Raw genomic sequence first — 22269 nt, forward strand, 5'->3', positions numbered from 1 at the left:
AGCCATGAGCTACGAAAAAGAAGTTCTGGAGGAAGTCCTGCTCTGGAAGAAGAAATTTTCGAAACGTCCGGCATTCCTGCAAAGAAAATCAAAGGACATTCAAGCATACGTGACTGCCCGCATACCCGGAAAAATACATGATGCCCTGACAGAAAGTATCCGGCTTATGACAGAAATGACGATAAAAGGTTCCCAATGGACCAATATAGAAGTGCCGAACCTCGCAACTCTTAAGGAAAAAGATGATGCCGTCCGGTCGCTTCTATCCACGTATAAAAAAGCAGCGGCGCTTGAAGGAGCAGCAACAGGTGCGGGAGGATTCGCAGCGGGTATGGCCGATTTCCCTCTGCTGCTCGGCATTAAAATGAAATTTTTATACGAAGCAGCGAGCATTTATGGTTTTTCACCGAAAAACCTGCAGGAGAGGGTCTGTATTTTAATGATTTTCCAGCTTGCCTTTTCAAGTGAACCTGTGAGGGAGAAAACGCTCAGTATACTGGAACGGTGGGAGACACAGCCTCTGCCTGTAGAAGATATGAACTGGCGTGAATTTCAGCAGGAATACCGGGATCATATAGATTTGGCTAAAATGCTTCAGCTCGTTCCTGGAATAGGGGCAGCTGTTGGAGGTACAGTAAATTACAGACTGCTAAACAAGCTTGGAGAAACCGCGATAAAGGCTTACCAAATGAGAATCCTGAGCAATGGTGATTGATCCAAACATACAAAGCGCCTGCCGCATTTTCGGCAGGCGCTTTCGTTTAATTGACTGCTGCATTTACAGTACTAGTCTGATCGGCTGCTTCATGCTCATAATTCACAAAAAGTGAAGCAAAGGTCTTTGCTGCAATCAGCATGGCCTTTTCATCAAAATCAAATTTGGGGTGATGGTGAGGCTGGGCTGCTTCTGGATCCGCCGGCATTGCTCCTGTGAAGAAGAAGCTGCCTTTCCGCTCCTGAAGATAATAAGCAAAATCCTCCCCTCCCATTTGCAGTGGACTTTCCTCAACATTGTTTACACCGGGAATGCCGCCTGCGATTTCTTTCACAAACAGTGTTTCTTTCTCATGATTGACGACAGCCGGATATCCCCTGTCATAGAGGCATGTATAATCAGCATCATAAAGCAGGCATGCCGCCTTTACGGCCCGTTCAACTTCCTGCTCCGCCTGGTCTCTTACTTCTTCCTTAAAGGTTCTGGCTGTACCGATTAATTTTGCTGTATCCGCAATGATATTAAAGGCATTTTCCGCTTTAAACGTGCCCACTGATACGACTGCCGCTTCAACAGGATCCACTTTTCTGCTGACAATCTGCTGCAGGTTTGAAATCACCTGAGCACCAATCACAATGGCATCCTTTGTTAGGTGAGGCTGTGCGCCGTGCCCGCCCTTTCCTTTTATAACAATCTCAAAACGGTCAGCAGCGGCCATAATGGGTCCAGTACGGTATTGAATCGTTCCAAGAGGGGCTATGGACCAAAGATGAGTGCCAAACACGGCATCCGCACCTTCCAGAGATCCCGCCTCTATCATGTTTTTTGCTCCTCCTGGCGCATATTCCTCTGCATGCTGATGAATAAGAAGAATATTCCCGCTCAACTGTTCCTGATGCTTCAGCATAACCTTTGCAAAAACAAGGAGCAGTGCGGTATGTCCGTCATGGCCGCACGCATGCATGACACCTGGAACGGTTGATTTGTAAGGAACCGATTTTTCATCCTGAATGGGAAGTGCATCAAAATCTGCACGGAAAGCTACTGTTTTCCCTGGTTTACCGCCTTTAATTAATGCAGTCAGACCATTGCCTCCCACCTTATCCTTTACTTCAACTCCAAGGCGTTCATAGTACTCCTTAATAAAGGCAGCAGTATTATATTCTTGGAACGAAAGCTCAGGATGCTGGTGTAAATGCCTGCGGATCTCAACCATTTCTTCATAGTATCCGTCCAGTTCCCCGTAAATCTCTGTAAGCATAAAGCTCCCCCTATGTAAGATTTTACTATTCATATTATAGAAAAAATCGGAAAATTACAACAACTAAGAGTTGGACTCCCGCTGGTTCATAGAGGAAAATAGCCGATTTAGCTAATGCATCTGGTTCTGGAAAAGCAGGAAGTGAAACATGATTAGATGGCCGAAATTTGTCATTTCCCAGGCAATAACAGGGTGGATAAAAAGTCATATACTGTCAAAATGACGCAGGCATGGTATATTGTTTCTTATCAACAAAAAAAGGATCCGCACGTGCGGACCCTTCACTGTTATTTTAGTACTTGATAGGTTGTAACATAGGATGGACGCGGGAAAATTGATTTTTGATCCACTCCATCTGAGGTGCCTCTTTTTTTATGAGCATGCTCATAAGCTTTCGATTGCTGCCAATTTTTGAAGGATGCTTCATCCTCCCATAATGTCAGGATCACGTAAGTGTCATCGCGCATTGGGCGTAGCACCCTGATTGCCGCAAAACCTGGCTCGCTTTCAATCATTCTCGCTCTTTCGCTAAATCGCTGTTCAAAGAGCGGTTTTCCTTCTTCCGTAACAGGGATGTTGTTCAGTACTGCAAAACCCGCCTGTTCGAAGGAACCGGAAGAATCCAGAACCTCATACTTTTTAGGTTCCTTCAGCACGGTCTCTCCGTCCGTTTCGTGAATCAGCATCGCATTGTCATCTGTATGCATAAGCAGCATGGTTTCATTCGAATTCGATGTTACGATTCCTTCTAAATAATCAGCCGTTCCAAATGTCATGTACAATTTCATCTGAATCACCTCGTTATAATTATAAACTTTTAATGGGGTTTGAAAACAAATATGCCGCGCGAAAAATAGGCTGTCCGAATTCTTGGCAGCTCCTTAAAAATGGTTCAGCTTATCCGCGTACATATTAATACCTTTAATTAACAATCCTAAAACATAACAGGTTGGCCACATAATGAATCGGGGTGAAATAATGAAACGTCTAATTGTAAGGGCAGGCACTGCAGCAGCAATTTTAATAATTATTTCCATCGCCGGGTACTTGTTTATCCTGCTTACCGGAAATGCAATGATTGACGAGAAGAAGTTAGTGCTCCCATCAGCTACTAGGCTTGTAGATATGAATGGAAAGGAAATCACCCGTCTCTATGAGCAGAATCGGGAGATTGTCTCTATCAAAGAGGTGCCGGAGCATGTCCAGCGGGCCTTTATTGCCGTGGAGGACCGCAGATTTTATGAGCATAGCGGGATTGATCTGAAATCAATTGGACGGGCTGTTTATAAAGATTTTACTGCCGGAAGCAAGGTAGAGGGCGGAAGTACGATAACGCAGCAGCTCGCTAAAAATATTTTTTTATCAAATGAAAAGTCCTGGCTTCGAAAAACGAAAGAAGCGATGATCGCCATTAATCTTGAAAACAAATACAGCAAGGAAAAACTGCTGGAAATGTATTTGAATCAACTGTACTTCGGTCATGGAGCCTACGGTGTCGAAGCCGCTTCCCAATATTTTTTTCAGAAGAACGTGTCTGAGCTGACCGTTTCCGAAGGAGCGATGCTCGCATCTCTTCCCAAGGCACCGACCTCTTATTCTCCCATTCTTCACCCTGGGAAGTCGAAAGAACGAAGAGATACGGTTCTTTCATTAATGCAGGAGCAGGGTTATTTGACAGCTGAGGATACAGTCAGGCTGCAAGGGAAAACCCTTGCACTCAATATCAGCAAAAAAATGGATCATCCCTGGCTCTACAGCTATGTCGACCTCGTCATGGATGAAGCAGAGAAATCGTACTCAATCTCCAGCCAGGAGCTGCTAAGAGGAGGGTATACCATCCAGGTTCCTCTGCAGCAGGATATTCAAAAAAGAGCGTATGACCTGTTTCAATCGAACAGCTACTTTCCTGGAACCGATCAGAATGCACAAGGGTCCTTTGTATTGCTCGACAACCGTTCAGGAGGCGTTATGGCTGCTATTGGCGGAAGGGACTATACACCTAAAGGCTACAACCGAGTGACTTCGAAAAGACAGCCTGGCTCTACTTTCAAACCGCTCGCAGTCTACGGTCCGGCAATGGAGGAAAAGCTTTATGAACCCTATTCCCTCCTCTCTGACTCCTATCAAACCTATGCTGGAAGCTATGCTCCGGAAAATAATGATGACCGTTATTCAGGCCAGGTTACGATGTATGATGCTTTAATCAAATCCAAAAATGCCCCTGCCGTTTGGACAATGAATGAGCTTGGGGTAAATAATAGCAAGTCCTATCTTGAAAAGCAGGGAGTTCCTGTTCCGGATAAAGGACTTGCCATTGCTCTTGGCGGATTGAAGGAAGGAGTCAATCCTTTGCAGCTTGCCAATGCGTATCGGGTCTTTCCGGAGGCAGGGGTATATTCAGAGCCTTATTTTATTGAAAAAATAGAGGATCGTGACAAAAAAGTCATCGCTGAGAAGCAGCAGAAAAAAGTTAGAATATATTCTGCTCAGACTGCCTGGAACATGACAAGGATGCTGCAGCATGTTGTTTCGGAAGGTACAGCGAAAAGCGGAAGCTACACAGGAGAATTGGCGGGTAAAACAGGGACGACCTCTTATCCGGAAAAGAAGGGGGCGGTCATGGATGCCTGGTTTGCAGGGTATACGCCTGACGTAACCGGTGCTTTATGGATGGGCTACGATCAAACCTCCAGGGATAAGCATCTTAATGGCGGGAGTGCCTATCCCGCCAGGCTGTTCAAGAAAATTTTGAATGAATCGGAAACCATACAGAAAACGGCCTTTGCTGTTCCCAAGGGAGCGGATGATCTCGAAAGCCCAATCCGATTAAAGCCGCTGGAACAGGTTGACGCGGATTTTGCTTTTAACCCGCTGGGACTCGTTACAGTTTCGTTAAAATGGAAAAAGCAGGAGGACCCGCGTGTAGAGTACAGAATCTATGAGAAATCCGGAGAAAACGAGAAGCTGATTGGAAAAGTCAAAAATGACAGCACCTATGAAATCCCATTCAGCAACGTCTTCTCATCAGCATCCTATAAAGTGGTCCCGTTTAATGAGCAGACCAAACAAGAGGGGAAAGGAACCCCATACGCAGAACCTAAAATCTTTTCGGGCAGATAAAACAGGAGCTACCGGGCTCCTGTTTTTGTTCAATTAACTGGCAGGTTAAATGAATGATTCCTTTAATTTGTTTATTTGTTAAATATTTGGCTTTGTTAAAGAAATATGTTGATTTATTAACACCTGTTGATTGGAGCGGAAGGCGTGAGACTCCAGCGGGAACAGCGGGACAGGTGAGACCCCGCAGTGGCGAAGCCAGGAGGAGGCTCACCGCCCGCCCAAGGATAAGCGAACGCCTGCAGCGTAAATCAACAGCCAAGTTTAACTGAGCTCAATATATAAGTCTTGCAAAAACGGCTCCTGTTTTACGTCGATTTTTTGACAATTACAGTCATCTGCTATACTAATGCAATGATAAAGTTTATATTGGTAACAAATACATACGAGATCAAGTAAGGTGGGAGATTCATGGAGTCTAAACAATTCAATGATGCTTTTTTAAAGGCATGCAGAGGGGAAAAAACAGATCACGTGCCGCTATGGTTTATGAGGCAGGCAGGACGCTCCCAGCCGGAGTACCGCAAGATAAAGGAAAAGTACGGTCTTTTTGAAATTACCCATCAGCCTGAGCTATCCGCCTATGTGACGAGGCTGCCGGTTGAGCAATATAATACAGATGCAGCCATTCTTTATAAAGATATTATGACGCCGCTTCCTGCAATCGGTGTAGATGTAGAAATTAAAACAGGCATTGGTCCTGTAATCAGCAATCCAATCCGGAGCCTTAGTGATGTTGAAAAGCTTGGAGAGATAAATCCGGAGCAGGACATTCCCTATATTCTTGAAACCATCCGGATCCTCACACAGGAACAGCTGAACGTGCCGCTTATCGGTTTTGCAGGAGCGCCATTTACCCTTGCGAGCTACATGATAGAAGGCGGCCCATCAAAAAATTACAATAAAACGAAAGCGTTCATGTACGCAGAACCGAAAGCATGGTTCGCTCTTATGGACAAGCTTGCTGATACGATGATTACGTATGTGGAGTCACAGGTGAAAGCAGGAGCAAAAGCGATCCAAATTTTTGATTCCTGGGTTGGTGCCTTGAATGTGCAGGATTACCGTACCTTTATAAAACCAGTGATGAACCGGATCTTTACAAGCCTGGCACCTCTTAATGTTCCGCTTATTATGTTCGGCGTCGGTGCGAGTCACTTAGCGAAGGAATGGCATGACCTGCCGCTCGATGTAGTGGGTCTTGACTGGAGATTGCCGATTAACGAAGCACGTGCTATGGGTCTGACGAAGACGCTGCAGGGCAATCTGGATCCTGCCATATTGCTTGCCCCGTGGCATGTCATTGAGGAGCGTTTGAAAGAGATCCTGGACGAGGGAATGAAATCCGACAGCTATGTGTTTAATCTTGGGCACGGAGTATTCCCGGAAGTTCAGCCGGCAACGTTAAAAAAAGTAGCGTCTTTTGTTCACGAATATTCCGCTTCAAATAAATGATTGAAAAACATTCCAAGAGCATCCCGCTTGGAATGTTTCCGTCTGAAATGGCAAAATAGATTACATAGGGAAAAGGATTGTGTTTCTTTTCACAAAATAGAAGAGGTGCATGAATGATGAAAAAGAAGATGGGACTTCTTGTGATGGCTTACGGAACTCCATATAAAGAAGAGGATATTGAGCGCTATTATACGCATATCCGCCGCGGCAGACCTCCTGCTCCTGAAATGCTGCAGGATTTAAAGGACCGCTATGAAGCAATTGGCGGGATCTCTCCTCTTGCCAAAATCACTCTTGATCAGGCAGAAAAGCTAGAGCAGCACTTAAACAGCATCCAGGATACCATTGAATTTAACATGTATCTTGGCCTGAAGCATATTGAACCTTTCGTTGAAGATGCAGTGAAGCAAATGCATGAGGACGGCATAACAGAGGCCGTAAGCATTGTTCTTGCTCCGCATTATTCTACCTTCAGCATCAAATCCTATAATGGACGGGCAAAGGAAGAAGCCGAAAAACTTGGCGGGCTTACCATTACTTCTGTTGAAAGCTGGTATCAGGAGCCGAAGTTTATCCGCTATTGGTCGGACAGAGTAAAAGAAACGTTTAATGCCATGTCCGAAGAAGAACGGGCAAAAGCAGTACTGATCGTTTCTGCCCACAGTCTTCCTGAGAAAATCATTGCAGCAGGCGATCCTTATCCGGATCAGCTTAAAGAAACAGCTGAGCTGATTACAGAGGCTGCAGGTGTTGACAATTATGCCATTGGCTGGCAGAGTGCAGGAAATACCCCAGATCCTTGGATTGGACCGGATGTTCAGGATTTAACACGCGAGCTATATGAGGAAAAAGGCTTCCGCAGCTTTGTTTATACGCCTGTTGGATTTGTTGCCGATCACCTTGAAGTTCTTTTTGATAATGATTACGAATGCAAGGTTGTAACAGACGAACTTGGTGCAGCCTACTACCGTCCTGAAATGCCGAACGATCAGGCTGAATTTATTGATTGCCTTGCAGCTGTCATAATGAAGCATCTTCAAAAGTAATGTAAAGAAGGCGAAATGATGGAAAAGAAAAAAAGAGTGGCGATCCTCGGCGGAGGTCTAACCGGTTTATCCGCTGCTTACTATCTTCAAAAAGAGCTTCAAGAGGATGTGGAAATCACACTTATTGAAGCAAGTCCGAGGCTCGGGGGGAAGATTCAGACGGTCCAAAAAAATGGATGCATCATTGAAAGAGGACCTGATTCTTTTCTTGAGCGAAAGGCAAGCGCACCTCAGCTCGTCCGGGAACTTGGTCTTGAAAAACAGCTGGTCAACAACTCTACCGGCCGTTCATATGTTCTATTGAAAGACGGTCTTCACCCCATTCCTGGCGGAGCTGTTATGGGGATTCCTACACAAGTCCGCCCATTTGTCACATCCGGTCTGTTTTCGTTGTCCGGGAAGCTGCGGGCAGCTGGAGACTTTGTTCTTCCTAAGGGAGAGCATAAAAGTGATCAATCGCTCGGCCAGTTTTTCAGAAGAAGACTCGGAGATGAGGTAGTAGAAAATCTGATCGAGCCGCTTCTTTCAGGTATATACGCCGGAGATATTGATAATCTTAGCCTGATGTCTACGTTTCCGCAGTTTTATAAAACGGAACAGGAGCATAGAAGCCTGATTTTAGGAATGAAAAAATCATTGCCTTCCGCGAGTCAGAAACACGATCCTTCCAGGAAAAAAGGAATATTTCAAACTCTGACCGGTGGACTCCAATCATTGATTGAAGCGCTTGAAAGCAGCCTCAATACAGTCAAAATAATAAAAAGCACTAAGGTAACTGCTCTCAAGAAATCGCCGCCTGGGACTTATACAATCGAGCTTAGCGGGGGAACTGTTATGGAAGCGGATGCTGTCATTATGACAATTCCGCATGAATCCGCCGGCATATTGATGAAAGATCGCGAGTTTGATTATTTCAGAACAATGCCGTCTACATCGGTTGCAAACGTAGCGATGATTTTCCCTAAAGAAAACGTTCGAATGCTGAAAGAAGGCACTGGCTTTGTTATATCAAGAAACGGCGGTTATTCCATTACTGCCTGCACATGGACGAATAAGAAATGGCCGCATACAGCACCGGAGGATAAAGTAATTTTGCGGGCGTATGTCGGCAAACCAGGAGATGAAACCATCGTCGATCAAACGGACGAGCAGCTTGTAAACATTGTCCTGGAAGACTTGAAAAAAGCGATGGACATAACCGGATTGCCGGAAGACTACGTCGTAAGCCGCTGGAAGCAGGCGATGCCTCAGTATAATGTCGGGCACCGGGACAATGTTCAGCGAATCTATAACTATGTCGGCCGAGAATACCCTGGTCTTTTCCTTGCAGGAGCTTCATTTGAAGGAGTCGGGCTTCCGGATTGCATCGATCAGGGGAAAGCTGCCGTGAAACAAGTTAAGCAATATTTGAATTTTTAGAGCCAGCTAAATATAGCGGCTTTTTTTCTTGGGAAGATAGTATAAATTTTCACCCTATAAGTTAATTTGGCTAGCTCCAGCGGCTAGTCCTTCGGCCGCTTCACCGGTTCAGTCAAAGTCAAAAAGCGACTTTGCCCGTCCCGGTTCCAGCGTCTCTCAGGGAGGCCTGCACGATGCAGGTCAGTTCTGCGCTGCGGCAGGACGCCGCGTTTTTAGCAGAACCTCCTTACTAGAAGCAGCTTCCACTTTTTTTCTTGCATTCTTTTCTTAAGGAGAGTATATTGAAAGTACTAACTGACTAAAATGTTCATTTGGTCATTTTTAGGGGTGGAATTGGTGAGTGTAGACCGGAAGCAGTTAATTATCGAGGCGGCAACAAAATCCTTTACGCAGTTTGGATACAAAGCAACGACGATGGATCTTGTAGCGAAGCATGCTAATGTAGCAAAAGGGACGATTTATACGTTCTTTAAGAACAAGGAAGAACTGTTTGATGAAATCATTACCACGTTATTAGCCGAAATCAAGCATGCAGCGGATCAGGCGATCAGTCCGGAATGCAGCTTTTTTGAGAATGCTCATCGTGCACTGTACAGCGTACTTGAGTATCGGAAAAAGCATCAGCTGACGATCAAGATCTTTCAGGAGAGCACCGAGCTCGGTACTCCCGCAGTCCAGGAAGTTGTAGCCCGTCTTGAAGGAATGGTGACCGGCTATATAAAGCAAAAGATTCAAAAGGCGATAGCTAAAGGAGAAATCCGGCCATGCGATCCGGAGCTGACCTCGTTCCTCATGCTGAAGCTTTACATCTCACTTATTTTTGATTGGGAGAAACATCACGATCCGCTTCCTAAAGAAAAAATAGCCGAACTATTTGAACTTTATTTTCTAAAGGGGTTATCCGCTTAGGGTATCCTATCTTTTTTGCTAAAAAATGACTAAATGAACAAAATAGTCAGATGTACAATACAGGAGGTTTTATACATGTCACTGCTCGCAAAAGAGTGGAAGGCGCTAGTTACCAATAAGAAAGTACTGATTCCCGTCATAGCGGTTGTGTTTATCCCCGTCTTGTATGCCGGAATGTTCCTCTGGGCGTTTTGGGATCCATACGAGAATCTGGAAGATCTTCCAGTAGCCGTAGTTAACCAGGATAATGGCGCTGAATATGAAGGCGAAAATCTTCAAGTCGGTAAAGAGCTTGTGGATAATTTAAAAGATAATCCCAAGTTTAAATGGCAATTTGTAGATGAAAAAACAGCAGATCAAGGTCTTAAAGATCAAAAATACTACATGAAAATAGAGATCCCGGATAATTTTTCAGCAAATGCGACCACCTTGCTGGATGATCAGCCGAAAGAGCTTGAAATGAAATATGTTCCAAACGAAGGATTTAACTTCCTTTCTGCCCAAATCGGGAATACAGCAATGGAACAAATCAAAGAAGAAGTGGCAAATGAAGTAACCAAGACATATGCGGAAAGCATCTTCGGAAAAATCGGAGAGGTAGCAGACGGACTTGGTAAAGCGAGTGACGGTGCGGCTGAAATCGATTCCGGAACAGGTAAGCTTAAAGATGGAACCGGAAAATTAAAGGAAAATCTGGCGAAGCTTGCAGAAAGCTCTGTTACCTTTAAGGAAGGTCTGCAATCAGCTTCTGACGGTACTACAAAGCTTTCTAAAGGAGCCGCTGATCTTGATAAGGGTCTTGGCCAGTTAAACCAAGGATATACAAAGGTTGAAAACGGCTCAAACGCTCTTGCAGATGGTAATGCTAAGCTGGCAGCAGGTTCAAATGAACTGTACAGCAAAATGCAGGAACTAAATCAAGGTGTGCCTCAGCTTACGGATGGAACAAAGAGAGTAAGTGAAGGAGCCGCTGCCCTTAACCAGGGATTGACCCAGTTTGATGCCGGGCAGCAGGATGCGAAAAAAGGTGCAGAACAGCTTGCAGCTGGCATCGATCAGCTTCAGGCAAACATGAAGCAGCTGGCACCTGTACTTGCAGCACTTCCGGAAGAGAAGCGAAACGAACTGACTGCTGCTCTTGAACAGCTGAACCAGGGCAGTGATAACCTATCAGCCGGAGTCGGCAAGCTTGCTGAAAACTCAACCGTCATTGCCGGAAAATCAGGTGAGCTTGCTCAGGGAGCTTCTGCTGTTTATGAAAACCAGCAAAAGGTTCAAGACGGTGTAAGTAAGCTGACTGAGGGTCAAGGAAAGCTAAACACTGGTTTGAATGATGCTTCCAATGGAGCTAATGAATTCAGCCAGGGCGTAGCATTATTCGGCCAAAAATTAGGTGAAGCAAAAGAAGGATCTGCGCAATTGGCAAGCGGAAGCACGGATCTGAATTCCGGAATTTCCAAGCTTTCAGATGGATCTGGAAAACTTGAATCCGGAGCAGGCAAGCTTGCAGATGGAGCCTCCGATCTGGATAAAGGGGTCGGCGATCTTTCTGGCGGTACCTCTGAACTCAGCACGGCACTGGCAGATGCTGCAGACCAAACGAAAGATACAAAAGGATCAGACCCGCTTTATGACATGATGGCAAAGCCTGTTGATGTCAAAAACGAAAAGATTAATGAAGTGCCGAACTATGGAACAGGCTTTACGCCTTACTTCCTGTCACTTGGATTATTCGTAGGAGCATTGCTGATCTCCATTGTCTATCCTCTTAGACAATCGGTGGGTGAGCCAAAATCAGCCCTTTCCTGGTTCTTCAGTAAATTTGGCGTATTGCTTGCAGTAGGAATTATTCAGTCCTTAGTGGCAGACGCAGTTCTGCTGATGGGCCTTCAAATTGAAGTGCAGAGTGTTGGTATGTTCATCCTGTTCAGCATTCTGACCAGCTTAACATTCCTTGCACTGATTCAATTCTTTGTCACTTCTCTCGGCGATCCTGGCCGATTTGTAGCCATTATTATTTTGATTTTGCAGCTGACAACCTCAGCAGGAACCTTCCCGCTTGAGCTTATTCCAGAGCCGCTGCAAATCTTTAATTACTGGCTGCCGATGACGTACTCTGTTGCTGGATTTAAAGCCGTTATTTCAAGCGGCGACTTCAGCTACCTTGGTACCCAATCTCTTGTACTGATTGGCATGATGCTGCTTATGATAATTGGTACGATCACTTATATGTTTTTCCAGGTTCGGAAAAACAGACAAGAGGTTTCTGAAGAAGCTCTTTAATAGTGGAAAAACCCCGGTTCCTTTATAAGGACCGGGTTTTTTTAGTTTGGCTATGTTAAACCATGGTGTTGATTTTACACCCCTGTTGATTGTAGTGGAAGGCGTGAGACTCCTGCTGGAGCAGCGGGACAGGTGAGACCCTGCAGACGCAAAGCGGCGAGGAGGCTCACCGCACGCCCAAGGATAAGCAAACGCCTGCTAACTGCAATCAACAGCCAAGTTTAACAGAGCTTTTAGTTTAATAGACTATTTATAAGAAAGGGAGGGGGGCGGCTGCTTGTTCATGAACAGAACAGCATGAAAAAGTATTCTCTATGAATCTTATATTGAAATTATGAAAGCATTTTCATATAATGGAAAATGTAAGCGTTTGCTTATGTTGGAGAGAGGTGGGAGAGAAATGGCAACGATTGAAGACGTGGCAAGAAGGGCAGGGCTTTCCCGGACAACTGTGTCAAGGGTGATCAACGAACACCCCTATGTATCTATCGCGAAAAAAAAGAAAGTGATGGAGGCCATGGAGGAGCTGGGATATGTTCCCAACTCAGCTGCGAGAAGTTTAAGAAATCAGCGAACAGGTGTGATTGCGGTCCTGATTCCACGGGTGATGAATCCTTTTTTTAGCCAGCTCATTGAAACACTCGAACACGCAGCATCCGAAAGCTTCCACCAGCTCATTATATGCCAAACACAATATTCCGCCAAAAAGGAATTAATGTACTTAAATCTGCTCAAAACAAGGCAAGTGGATGGAGTTATCCTCACATCAGCTGAGAATGACTGGAGTGTTATTGAGGAATACCTCGATTACGGACCAATCGTTCTGTGCAATGAATTCGAAGAAAGAGCCAATGTCCCCATGATTTTTATGAACCAAAAGGAAGCGGGCTATAAGGCAACGAAGCACCTGATTGAAATGGGGCACCGTAAAATTGCCTACTGCTGCGGGAGATATCGAAGCAATGTTGCCAATGCCCGCGAGGAAGGCTTTAAAAAAGCGCTGGCTGAAGCGGGAATTGCTTTCGATGAAATAGATGCATTTCGTGAAGCGATAACGAGTGAAGATGGAATCGATATTTTCAATGGTATTCGATCAAGAGGTTCTAACAGGCCAACCGCTATCTTTACAGGCTCTGACGAAGTTGCAGCAGGGATTATATCAGAAGCAGCACGCTGCAATTGGAACATTCCGCGTGACCTTGCTGTAACAGGATTCGACAATCAGGTGATTACTGAACTAATGAATCCAAGAATCACGACTGTAGAGCAGCCGGTTTGCGAGATGGCACTGAAAACAATGGAAGTCATGATGGAAAGAATCAGATTAAGGCAATTCACCGGCAGGGAAATGCACAAATTTTCTATGAAGCTGATTATCCGTGAATCTACCAAAATGCAGGCTGAACTGGCAAGGATTCCATATTAAATGGAAGAAGCCGGTTTGGCTTTTTTTATGGCAGTGCAGAGTGGAGTGGGAATCCTTAAATTTCCTCAGCCTCCGTTAATCAGCCACAAAAAAAAGAGCCTTACCGGCTCTTTTTTCTGTTACAGATCCTGCACATTCATACAGCTGTTGCAGGTATTTCCATAGCATTCATGCTGTTCTTCGATTTCTTTTCCGCATTCTGCGCATTGTTTTCCCGGTAAGTTTCTGAAAAATTCAGTCAATTTTACTAACATGTTATCCCCTCCATGTCGTTTTGATATTTATATTGTATTATAACAGTAACTAAAAGGTCAACACCTGTTTTGTAACAAAGTGTGAAAACAGCAAAAATGGGCAGATGGTCTCCGCAGATAAATTAGTGCTGAAACACAGAAATGCTTTGAGCTTGCGGTTCCGAGGCTGAATTGGGTATATTGAACGGTAGGGAATCATTTAGAAAGCGGGTGAGGGAACGATGAAATTAACCGTAATCGGGCACTGGGGCGGTTTTCCCGGTCCGGGAGAAGCTTCATCCGGGTATTTGCTGCAAAAGGACGGTTTCAATTTGCTGATTGATTGCGGAAGTGCTGTAGTATCACAGCTGCAGTTTTATATACCTTTGAAAGAGCTGGATGCGGTACTGATTTCCCATTATCACCATGATCACGCTGCAGACGTTGGCCCCCTTCAATATGGTCGGCTTGTGGCCGGTTATCTGGAAGAGGACATTCCCGTTTTGCCGATTTATGGACATAATGGAGATAAAGAGGGCTTCAGCAGGCTAACCTATAAACAAGCAACGCTTGGCAATGTTTATCATCCAAACGAAAAGCTTGAAATTGGACCCTTTCAAATAAGCTTCCTGAAAACAAATCATCCGGCAGAATGCTATGCGTTCAGGATAACAGATGGAGAGTCTGTCATTGTTTACACAGCAGATTCAAGTTTTAAAGAGGAATTTATTCCTTTCGCTAAAGGGGCTGATCTGCTGATTTCCGAGTGCAATTTTTACGCAGGGCAAGATGGAAAAAGCGCAGGACATATGAATAGCCATGATGCTGCAGCTATTGCTAGAGATGCCGGTGTAAAGCAGTGCATCCTGACACACTTGCCGCATTTTGGAAATCATGAAGATTTACTTGCGGAGGCACAGACCCTGTACAAGGGGCCGCTGTGTTTAGCGGCAAAAGGGTTAACATGGTACCGAGACAAGGGAGGAAACGCGAATGGCTCAAATGCTGTTTATTGATAATAACCATATTACAGATCCAAGAATGAATCTTGCAATTGAGGAGTACTGCCTCAAAAATTTAGACCCCGAACAATCCTATCTGCTGTTTTACATAAATGAACCTTCTATTATCATTGGGAAAAATCAGAATACAATAGAAGAAATCAATACGAAATATGTGGAGGAACAGGGACTCCATGTGGTAAGAAGGCTATCCGGCGGAGGAGCAGTGTACCATGACCTCGGCAACCTGAATTTTAGCTTTATTACGAAGGATGACGGGGACAGCTTCCATAACTTTAAAAAGTTCACCGAACCTGTGATTGAAGCCTTGAAGAAACTTGGTGTCAATGCTGAGCTCAGCGGACGCAACGATATTCTCGCTGAAGGACGAAAGATCTCTGGAAATGCCCAGTTCACAACAAGAGGGAGAATGTTCAGCCATGGAACGCTCCTATTCGATTCTGAAATAGACAATGTCGTGTCTGCTCTTGTTGTGAAAAAAGATAAGATTGAATCAAAAGGGATAAAATCGATCCGCAGCCGCGTTGCAAACATCAGTGAGTTTTTGGAAAAGAAAATGACGATTGAGGAATTCAGATCGCTCCTGCTAAGCTATATTTTTGATACGAACGGGGAAGTGCCCCAATATGTATTAACAGAGGATGATTGGGACAAGATCCGCAAGCTTTCAGAAGAACGCTATCAAAATTGGGATTGGAATTACGGGAAGTCTCCGAAATTCAATCTCCAGCATTCCCATCGCTTTCCAGTTGGACAAATTGATGTCCGCATGGAAGTAAGCAAAGGAATGATCCATGAGTGCAAAATTTACGGAGACTTCTTCGGCGTAGGCGATGTTACTGAAATTGAAGAGCTGCTGACCGGAGCGCGCTATGAAAAATCCGAGCTTGATAAGCTGATGAGACCGGTCAATGTCCAGCATTATTTCGGAAATGTATCGAAAGAACAGTTTTTGGATTTGCTTTATTAATTGGGAGGCTGGCGTATAAGGGATTCCTTATACGCCAGCTTTTTTGTGAGAAAAAAGGCTGGGGCGGTGCCTGACCCGCAATTCTTCACCGCAATGGGGGACAGAGACAAAGGCTGCTGAACCCTTGTGTATCAACAGATTGAAGAGGTGGGTGCCAGAGCTTTAGTGCGGTAAAATTTTCGGGGACTGGCACGGTGCCAGTCCCGTTCTTCTTCACCGCAGCGGGGGACAGAGAGGCAGGCCGCTGAATCCTTACGTACCAACAGTTTGAAGAGGGTGGTGCCTGAGCTTTAGTACGGTAAAATATTTGGGGACTGGCACCACCACCGCCACTGTCATCAAATAATTCCTTCCTTTGCGTTTTACCCAATGATTTTAAGCAAAGCGTCTTACCGTTTCCTGCTCCCGCTTTCCTTTCTAAGATTCAAAATTCTCGAAGCGGGTATGAAAGAAAGTAGGCTTTCTTGATACAGAAAGGGATGAATAATCATGGCCAGAACTGGGGAAATCATGGCTGAGATCCTGGAAAAGTGGGAAATCGACCATCTTTACGGAATGCCGGGAGATTCCATTAATGAGTTTGTAGAAGAATTAAGAAAAGCGAAAAATGAATTGCGGTTTTATCAGGTTAGACATGAAGAGGTAGGGGCCCTTGCAGCAGCTGCCTACGCAAAGCTCACAGGAAAAATTGGCGTTTGTCTTTCTATTGCAGGACCGGGAGCTATTCATTTGCTTAACGGACTATATGATGCAAAAGCCGACGGCGCTCCTGTATTGGTATTGGCCGGGCAGGTACATAGCACGCAGGTAGGAACAGACGCCTTTCAGGAAGTTAATTTGGAGCGTATGTTTGACGATGTCGCCGTATATAACAAGCGTGCCGAATCCCACGAGCAGCTCCCAGATATGCTGAATCAGGCAATCCGAACAGCTTATGCTGAAAATGGGGTGGCTGTTTTAATAGTGCCGGATGACCTTTTTGCTGAAAAAGCGGAATGGGATCAGCCCTTAACCTCTGATATATTAGCAGATACAACCGGATTCCCGGATCAAAAAGACATGAAGCTTGCTGCAGAAATGATTGAGAGGGCCAAACGGCCGGTGATTCTCGCAGGAAAAGGCGCTCTCGGTGCAAAAGAAGAATTGGCCTTATTTGCCGAAAAAATCGGCGCACCTATCGCCGTTTCCCTTCCAGGGAAAGGCGCGATTCCAGATTTGCATCCTCATTGCCTTGGTCATCTCGGACAGCTCGGGACTAAGCCATCCTATCAGGCAATGCAGGAAACCGATTTATTGATTATGATCGGAACGTCCTATCCTTACCGGGAGTTTTTGCCGGAAAAGGCAGACGCAATTCAGATTGATCGTGAAACAAAGTTTATTGGCAAGCGGTATCCGGTTGCCTGCGGGCTGAATGGGGATTCAAAACGAGTCCTGGAATCGCTGACAGCCATTATTCCATATAAAGAGGATCGGAAGTTTCTTGAGGAAAGCCAAAAGCGGGTGAAAAGCTGGAGGAAGGAAATCGAAAAAGATAAATCAGAAGAAACCGATCAGCTCATGCCCCCGCAGATCATGGCAGAGGTGCAGCAGGTTCTTGATGACGATGCGATTCTGTCAGTAGACGTTGGAAATGTTACGGTCTGGGCGGCGCGGTATCTTGACCTAGATCGGCAAAAAATGGTCATTTCGAGCTGGCTTGCCACAATGGGCTGCGGTCTTCCTGGAGCAATTGCTGCCAAGATTGCCGAACCGGATAAGCAGGTTTGGGCGTTTTGCGGAGATGGCGGCTTTTCAATGGTCATGCACGATTTTGTAACAGCGGTCCGCTATAAACTGCCCATCGTCATTGTTATTTTCAATAACCAAAAGCTCGGTATGATTCATTACGAGCAGCAGGAAATGGGCCACATTGAATATGGAACTGAGCTCGGCAGCATAGATTTCGCAAAGTTCGCGGAGGCATGCGGCGGAATTGGTGCCCGCATCCAAAACCGCGAGGAAATGAGGCTTGCTCTCAAACAGGCACTGAAAGCGGATAAACCGGTGATCCTGGATGTTCAGGTTGAAGAAGAACCCCCTCTTCCCGGGAATATTTCGTACGGTCAAGCTGTTCATTACACAGAATACATGGTCAAGAAATTCTTTTCAGATAAAAGTGTCACACTTCCTCCGATTGGGAAAAGCATCAAGCGATTGTTTTAAAGAAGGGCCTGCGGGCTTTTCTTTTTTTATTTTTGACCGTTTTCGCAAACCATTTGCTTTGAATAGGAAAAGGCATGGCTGATTTCCGCTTCAATTAACTAAACTATTTTTTTCTTTTGGCTATGTTAATGATTAGTGTGGATTCAATTAATATATTCAGGACTTCAAGATGTGAAGACCTCTTTTAATTATATTATCATTAAACTTTCTTTTTAAATCTATCTCTTGTATTGGAATACACCAATGCAAAAAAAATTAGAGTTAAAAGCAGAATAAGACCAATAACTAATAAAACTTGATTTTCTAACATCTCACTCAATGCAAATAATAATATGCTCAAGCCAATACCATACATAATTTTACCCATAAATTTGCACAAAGCTACTTCATCGTATTCGGCCTTTTCACTGTCAGACATTGTATTATAACCTGCAAGTATTGATGCTCCTTTTCCTTTCGATAGTGTGATAGCGAAAATAAAGAAAGGTATTGAAATAACAAGCATAGCAGCTCCCATAAAAATTTGCCTCCTTTCTATAAGTTTCTCTATTGGCCAGAGAATCGAAGTTTAAAATATTTATACGTTCTTAGTGAATTATAAGTTTCATTAATTGGAACTAGACAGCTCTCTACAAGCCTTTTACTATTCGATGCATGATCACTTCGGTGCTTACCTATTTCTAGGAATTAAAACCAACTCAAATAATGGTTGTCTTTAACCAGATGTTGATCTGGTGATTACAGCTTTTTCGAGTTATTGAACAAAGCCTTACTTTTAGAAAAGAGTTACAGTTTTTAAAAAATTCCGTCATTTTCCATGTTAAAATAGAATTATCAAAAATCTGGAGGCGGAAAATGACATTTCTAGCGTGGATAAGTATTTTATTGCTTGCTGTGCTAATCTTTATGGTTATGCGGCTTCATGAATCGGCTAAAAGAAAAATTGCGATTGGAGCCGCTGGAGTTCTTGCTGTCTTTTTCCTCATGCTCGACCAGCCGGTGACAAGCAGACCATCCTCTGTGGCAGAGGAAACGCCGGTAAAGATAGACTCCTTCTCTGACAAAGAAATTCTGAAGCTAAAGCAGCAGCTGAAAGAGGCTGAGAGCGCCGGAAAGGAAAATGAACAGATTGCTGAAAAGCTGGAGCAGCAGCTGGCTGATGCAGAAGCGAAAAAAACGCAGGACATTCAGGCAGCCGTTAAAGCAGCGGAAGACAAAATGACTAAAGCTCATCAGGAAGAGATGAAGCAGGTTCTGGACCATGCCTTCAAGCAGTCAAAAGAAAAGGCAGAGCCGGTCCAAGCCTATGATGACAGTACCGGCGAACCTGAAACACCGTCGGATAAGCCGTCCGAATTCGATCCTTTTGGACCTGACTTGGATTGCGGAGATTTTTCTTCACAGTCTGATGCACAGGAGGTCTATGACGCTGCCGGAGGCCCGGGGAAGGATCCGCATGATTTAGACCGTGATCATGACGGCATGGCTTGTGACGCCAATTAAGCTCTCCATTTTTAGGAAGAAAGTCGGTTTAAGCCTTGTCCATTTCGTTTTCTTTTAATATAATATATTTAGAATTTTTTTAAAATATAATGAATGACTATTCATTCATTGTTAGGGGTTGGGAGAATGAATGTAAGTTCACGGTTATCTGAAACAGCTGGGCAATATGGGGAAAAGCCAGCTTATTACTTCGAAGGTCAGGCTGTTTCTTACAGACAGCTTGATGGGATGGTCAGCCAATTTGCAGCAAATCTGCAAGTGATGGGAATTGAAAAAGGGGATCATGTAGCTTTACTGCTTGGAAATTCTCCGTATTTTGTCATTGGCATGTATGGGGCATTAAGAGCAGGTGCAACCGTTATTCCGGTGAATCCGATTTATACACCGGCTGAGATTGGGTATATCCTGAGCAATGGAGATGTTAAAGGGGTCATTGCACTGGACTTGCTGCTGCCGATGTTTGAACAAATGGATGCTCAGCTTCCTGGACTGGAGCATATTATTTTTTGTGAAACACCGCCATCAGAAAATAAGCAATTCAATATAGAAGACGCATCGATCCGGACAAAAATGAAATCGTTTACAAGCTTGCTGTCAGCAGGCAGTTCCATCTTTAGCCCTCCAAAGCTTGATGAAGAGGATCTTGCTGTTATTTTGTATACATCCGGAACAACAGGGAAGCCGAAGGGCGCGATGCTGACTCATAAAAATATTTACAGCAACGCTTCGGATGTTGCCGCGTATTTAAAAATGAATGATCAGGATAAAGTTGTTGCTACCCTGCCGATGTTTCATGTTTTTTGCCTGACAGTGTCCTTAAATGCCCCGCTGATGAACGGTGCTTCGCTCATTATTGTTCCGAGGTTCAGCCCTAAAGAGGTCTTCAGGCTGATCAAGGAATATCAGGCAACCGTGTTTGCGGGAGTTCCGACCATGTATAACTTTATGCTTCAATATGAGAATGGACTTCAAGAAGATGTGGAGTCGCTGAGGCTGTGCATTTCGGGAGGAGCCTCCATGCCTGTTGCGCTTCTGAAGGGCTTTGAGCAGAAATTTAAAGTGGTTATTTCCGAGGGGTACGGATTATCGGAGGCGTCGCCGGTAACGTGCTTTAATCCTCTGGACCGGCCGCGAAAAGCCGGATCAATCGGGATGAACATCCTGAACGTTGAAAACAAAGTGGTGAACGAACTTGGCGAAGAAGTCCCTCCGAACCAGGTAGGAGAACTGATTGCGAAAGGGCCTAATATCATGAGGGGCTATTACAAAATGCCGGAGGAAACCGCCCACACGATTCGTGACGGATGGCTTTATACGGGTGATCTTGCCAGAATGGATGAGGAAGGCTATTTCTACATCGTCGACAGGAAAAAGGACATGATTATTGTCGGCGGGTATAATGTATATCCGCGCGAAGTAGAAGAGGTTTATTACAATCATCCTGAAATTACAGAGGCTGCGGTGCTTGGAATACCAGACCCGGAGCAGGGAGAAGCGGTTCTATGCTATATTGTGACGACGAACCCGAATTTAACAGCGGAGTCACTAATTGAGTATGGGAAAGGGCAGCTTGCAAAATATAAAGTACCATCCGTCATAGAATTTTTGGATGAACTGCCTAAAAATACAACCGGCAAAATTCTTCGCCGTGCACTCAAGGAGCAAGTTGCGGAAAGATCACGTTTATGAGTCTGATTGATTTTTCAAAGGGAAATGGCATAGCCCATGTCACCATTAATCGTCCGGACGTACTGAACTGCTTCAGCTACCAGACGCTCCTTGATCTGGAACAGGCAGTGGAAGAAATCCGGATTGACCGGGAAATTCGAACCGTCATTATCAGAGGAGCCGGGGAAAAAGCGTTCAGTGCAGGAGCGGATCTGAAGGAAAGAAAGACACTTACAGATGAACAGGTGAAACGGAATCTGTTTAAAATGGGCGAAGTGCTGACGAAAATAGAACAGCTTCCTCAGCCTGTCATTGCAGCGATTAACGGCTTTGCATTTGGCGGAGGGCTGGAGCTTGCATTAGCCTGCGATTTCAGGATTATGTCGGATCATACTCAAATCGGCCTTACCGAAACAGGACTTGGCATTATCCCCGGAGCAGGGGGAACACAGCGCCTGCCAAGATTAATTGGTACGTCCAAAGCGCTCGAACTTATTGTAAAAGCGAAAAAATTGACTGCAGCAGATGCGCTTGCTTACGGCTTAATTAATGAAGCCGTTCCATCTGAGCAGCTGATCGATACATGCATGGACTGGGCTGCAGCTATCGCCCAAAACGCGCCTATTGCCGTACAGCAGGCTAAGTTCGCAGTGAAAAATGGAATGAACACTGATTTGCAGACAGGCATGCAGATTGAACGGAAGGCATACGAAGTAACCATACCAACGGAAGACCGGTTAGAAGCGCTTCAGGCATTCAGCGAGAAACGAAAACCGGAGTTTAAAGGGAGATAATGAATGAGCGGCTGGCTTAAAAAGGGGAAACGATGCCTCTTTTGGGGTCAGCTTTTTTGTGCGGAGTCGGTTCCCGGAGGACTAGTTGGCTGGGTTTTACTACACTGGGTGCGGCCGGTGCCAGTCCCGTCATGCTTCACCGCATCAGGGGACAGAGGCTCCATCCGATTAACCCTTGTGGCTCAATGGCTTTCGGAGGAGGTGCCGGAGCTTTAGTGCGGTAAAAACTTTGGGGACTGGCAC

At 45.0% G+C, this 22269-nt stretch carries 18 protein-coding genes; 14 read left to right on the forward strand and 4 right to left on the reverse strand.

Annotation, left to right across the window (positions count from 1 at the left end):
- The first annotated feature begins 4 nt into the window (after nucleotides 1-4).
- Nucleotides 5-715, forward strand: a complete 711-nt coding sequence (locus WCV65_RS06125; protein ID WP_338780882.1) for an EcsC family protein — start codon at nucleotides 5-7, stop codon at nucleotides 713-715.
- A gap of 46 nt (nucleotides 716-761) precedes the next feature.
- On the opposite strand, the gene WCV65_RS06130 is transcribed toward WCV65_RS06125, so the two are convergent.
- Nucleotides 762-1976: a M20 family metallopeptidase gene (locus tag WCV65_RS06130; protein ID WP_338780884.1), complete on the reverse strand. Its 1215-nt coding sequence runs from the start codon at nucleotides 1974-1976 to the stop codon at nucleotides 762-764.
- A gap of 287 nt (nucleotides 1977-2263) precedes the next feature.
- Nucleotides 2264-2764, reverse strand: a complete 501-nt coding sequence (locus WCV65_RS06135) for an antibiotic biosynthesis monooxygenase (RefSeq protein WP_338780886.1) — start codon at nucleotides 2762-2764, stop codon at nucleotides 2264-2266.
- A 190-nt stretch (nucleotides 2765-2954) separates the two neighbouring features.
- On the opposite strand from WCV65_RS06135, the gene WCV65_RS06140 reads away from it, so the two are divergent.
- The 7 genes from WCV65_RS06140 (at nucleotide 2955) to WCV65_RS06170 (ending at nucleotide 13631) form a co-directional block, all read left to right on the forward strand.
- Nucleotides 2955-5096 carry a PBP1A family penicillin-binding protein gene (locus tag WCV65_RS06140; protein ID WP_338780888.1) on the forward strand — a complete coding sequence of 714 codons (2142 nt, stop codon included), beginning with the start codon at nucleotides 2955-2957 and terminating at the stop codon, nucleotides 5094-5096.
- A gap of 408 nt (nucleotides 5097-5504) precedes the next feature.
- Nucleotides 5505-6548 (forward strand): uroporphyrinogen decarboxylase, encoded by a 1044-nt coding sequence (gene hemE, locus WCV65_RS06145; RefSeq protein WP_338780890.1) that lies wholly within the window; start codon nucleotides 5505-5507, stop codon nucleotides 6546-6548.
- Nucleotides 6549-6661: 113 nt separating this feature from the next.
- A complete protein-coding gene (gene hemH / locus WCV65_RS06150) occupies nucleotides 6662-7594 on the forward strand; it encodes a ferrochelatase (protein ID WP_338780892.1) in 933 nt (310 codons plus the stop codon).
- Between the two features lie 15 nt (nucleotides 7595-7609).
- A complete protein-coding gene (hemY, locus tag WCV65_RS06155; RefSeq protein WP_338780894.1) occupies nucleotides 7610-9013 on the forward strand; it encodes a protoporphyrinogen oxidase in 1404 nt (467 codons plus the stop codon).
- A 336-nt stretch (nucleotides 9014-9349) separates the two neighbouring features.
- Nucleotides 9350-9922: a TetR/AcrR family transcriptional regulator gene (locus WCV65_RS06160; protein WP_338780896.1), complete on the forward strand. Its 573-nt coding sequence runs from the start codon at nucleotides 9350-9352 to the stop codon at nucleotides 9920-9922.
- A gap of 75 nt (nucleotides 9923-9997) precedes the next feature.
- Nucleotides 9998-12205: a YhgE/Pip domain-containing protein gene (locus tag WCV65_RS06165; RefSeq protein ID WP_338780898.1), complete on the forward strand. Its 2208-nt coding sequence runs from the start codon at nucleotides 9998-10000 to the stop codon at nucleotides 12203-12205.
- Between the two features lie 400 nt (nucleotides 12206-12605).
- On the forward strand, nucleotides 12606-13631 hold the full coding sequence (locus WCV65_RS06170) for a LacI family DNA-binding transcriptional regulator (protein ID WP_338780900.1): 1026 nt from the start codon (nucleotides 12606-12608) through the stop codon (nucleotides 13629-13631).
- Nucleotides 13632-13750: 119 nt separating this feature from the next.
- Here the strand turns inward: WCV65_RS06170 and yhfH are convergent, their stop codons facing one another.
- Nucleotides 13751-13885 (reverse strand): protein YhfH, encoded by a 135-nt coding sequence (gene yhfH, locus WCV65_RS06175; protein ID WP_338780902.1) that lies wholly within the window; start codon nucleotides 13883-13885, stop codon nucleotides 13751-13753.
- Between the two features lie 221 nt (nucleotides 13886-14106).
- Between yhfH and WCV65_RS06180 the strand changes: the two genes are divergently transcribed.
- The 3 genes from WCV65_RS06180 to WCV65_RS06190 all read left to right on the forward strand — a co-directional run bounded on the left by WCV65_RS06180 (nucleotide 14107) and on the right by WCV65_RS06190 (nucleotide 18061).
- Nucleotides 14107-14880, forward strand: coding sequence for an MBL fold metallo-hydrolase (locus tag WCV65_RS06180; RefSeq protein WP_338780904.1), 774 nt, complete (start codon nucleotides 14107-14109; stop codon nucleotides 14878-14880).
- The gene (locus WCV65_RS06185; protein ID WP_338782182.1) at nucleotides 14867-15856 is read left to right on the forward strand and encodes a lipoate--protein ligase; all 990 of its coding nucleotides are present in this window, start codon (nucleotides 14867-14869) and stop codon (nucleotides 15854-15856) included. The genes WCV65_RS06180 and WCV65_RS06185 overlap by 14 nt, the downstream gene beginning before the upstream one ends.
- A gap of 489 nt (nucleotides 15857-16345) precedes the next feature.
- Nucleotides 16346-18061: a pyruvate oxidase gene (locus WCV65_RS06190; RefSeq protein ID WP_338780906.1), complete on the forward strand. Its 1716-nt coding sequence runs from the start codon at nucleotides 16346-16348 to the stop codon at nucleotides 18059-18061.
- A 199-nt stretch (nucleotides 18062-18260) separates the two neighbouring features.
- Here WCV65_RS06190 and WCV65_RS06195 read toward each other — a convergent pair whose 3' ends face one another.
- Entirely contained in the window at nucleotides 18261-18578 is a 318-nt protein-coding gene (locus WCV65_RS06195; protein WP_338780908.1) for a DUF3784 domain-containing protein, read from the reverse strand.
- A gap of 338 nt (nucleotides 18579-18916) precedes the next feature.
- On the opposite strand from WCV65_RS06195, the gene WCV65_RS06200 reads away from it, so the two are divergent.
- From WCV65_RS06200 to WCV65_RS06210, 3 genes are all read left to right on the forward strand, one after another.
- The gene (locus tag WCV65_RS06200) at nucleotides 18917-19564 is read left to right on the forward strand and encodes a hypothetical protein (protein WP_338780910.1); all 648 of its coding nucleotides are present in this window, start codon (nucleotides 18917-18919) and stop codon (nucleotides 19562-19564) included.
- 126 nt (nucleotides 19565-19690) lie between these two features.
- On the forward strand, nucleotides 19691-21253 hold the full coding sequence (locus WCV65_RS06205) for a fatty acid--CoA ligase family protein (RefSeq protein ID WP_338780912.1): 1563 nt from the start codon (nucleotides 19691-19693) through the stop codon (nucleotides 21251-21253).
- Nucleotides 21250-22026 carry an enoyl-CoA hydratase-related protein gene (locus WCV65_RS06210; RefSeq protein WP_338780915.1) on the forward strand — a complete coding sequence of 259 codons (777 nt, stop codon included), beginning with the start codon at nucleotides 21250-21252 and terminating at the stop codon, nucleotides 22024-22026. The genes WCV65_RS06205 and WCV65_RS06210 overlap by 4 nt, the downstream gene beginning before the upstream one ends.
- Nucleotides 22027-22269 lie beyond the last annotated feature (243 nt).

The organism is Metabacillus sp. FJAT-52054 (genome assembly GCF_037201815.1).
In the GTDB taxonomy this organism is placed as follows: Bacteria; Bacillota; Bacilli; order Bacillales; family Bacillaceae; genus Metabacillus_B; species Metabacillus_B sediminis.

Coding starts and splice junctions, on each gene's coding strand:
- WCV65_RS06125 (WP_338780882.1), top strand. CDS start 5: ATGAGCTACGAAAAAGAAGTTCTGGAGGAAGTCCTGCTCTGGAAGAAG.
- WCV65_RS06130 (WP_338780884.1), bottom strand. CDS start 1,976: ATGCTTACAGAGATTTACGGGGAACTGGACGGATACTATGAAGAAATG.
- WCV65_RS06135 (WP_338780886.1), bottom strand. CDS start 2,764: ATGAAATTGTACATGACATTTGGAACGGCTGATTATTTAGAAGGAATC.
- WCV65_RS06140 (WP_338780888.1), top strand. CDS start 2,955: ATGAAACGTCTAATTGTAAGGGCAGGCACTGCAGCAGCAATTTTAATA.
- hemE (WP_338780890.1), top strand. CDS start 5,505: ATGGAGTCTAAACAATTCAATGATGCTTTTTTAAAGGCATGCAGAGGG.
- hemH (WP_338780892.1), top strand. CDS start 6,662: ATGATGAAAAAGAAGATGGGACTTCTTGTGATGGCTTACGGAACTCCA.
- hemY (WP_338780894.1), top strand. CDS start 7,610: ATGATGGAAAAGAAAAAAAGAGTGGCGATCCTCGGCGGAGGTCTAACC.
- WCV65_RS06165 (WP_338780898.1), top strand. CDS start 9,998: ATGTCACTGCTCGCAAAAGAGTGGAAGGCGCTAGTTACCAATAAGAAA.
- WCV65_RS06170 (WP_338780900.1), top strand. CDS start 12,606: ATGGCAACGATTGAAGACGTGGCAAGAAGGGCAGGGCTTTCCCGGACA.
- yhfH (WP_338780902.1), bottom strand. CDS start 13,885: ATGTTAGTAAAATTGACTGAATTTTTCAGAAACTTACCGGGAAAACAA.
- WCV65_RS06180 (WP_338780904.1), top strand. CDS start 14,107: ATGAAATTAACCGTAATCGGGCACTGGGGCGGTTTTCCCGGTCCGGGA.
- WCV65_RS06185 (WP_338782182.1), top strand. CDS start 14,867: ATGCTGTTTATTGATAATAACCATATTACAGATCCAAGAATGAATCTT.
- WCV65_RS06190 (WP_338780906.1), top strand. CDS start 16,346: ATGGCCAGAACTGGGGAAATCATGGCTGAGATCCTGGAAAAGTGGGAA.
- WCV65_RS06195 (WP_338780908.1), bottom strand. CDS start 18,578: ATGGGAGCTGCTATGCTTGTTATTTCAATACCTTTCTTTATTTTCGCT.
- WCV65_RS06200 (WP_338780910.1), top strand. CDS start 18,917: ATGACATTTCTAGCGTGGATAAGTATTTTATTGCTTGCTGTGCTAATC.
- WCV65_RS06205 (WP_338780912.1), top strand. CDS start 19,691: ATGAATGTAAGTTCACGGTTATCTGAAACAGCTGGGCAATATGGGGAA.
- WCV65_RS06210 (WP_338780915.1), top strand. CDS start 21,250: ATGAGTCTGATTGATTTTTCAAAGGGAAATGGCATAGCCCATGTCACC.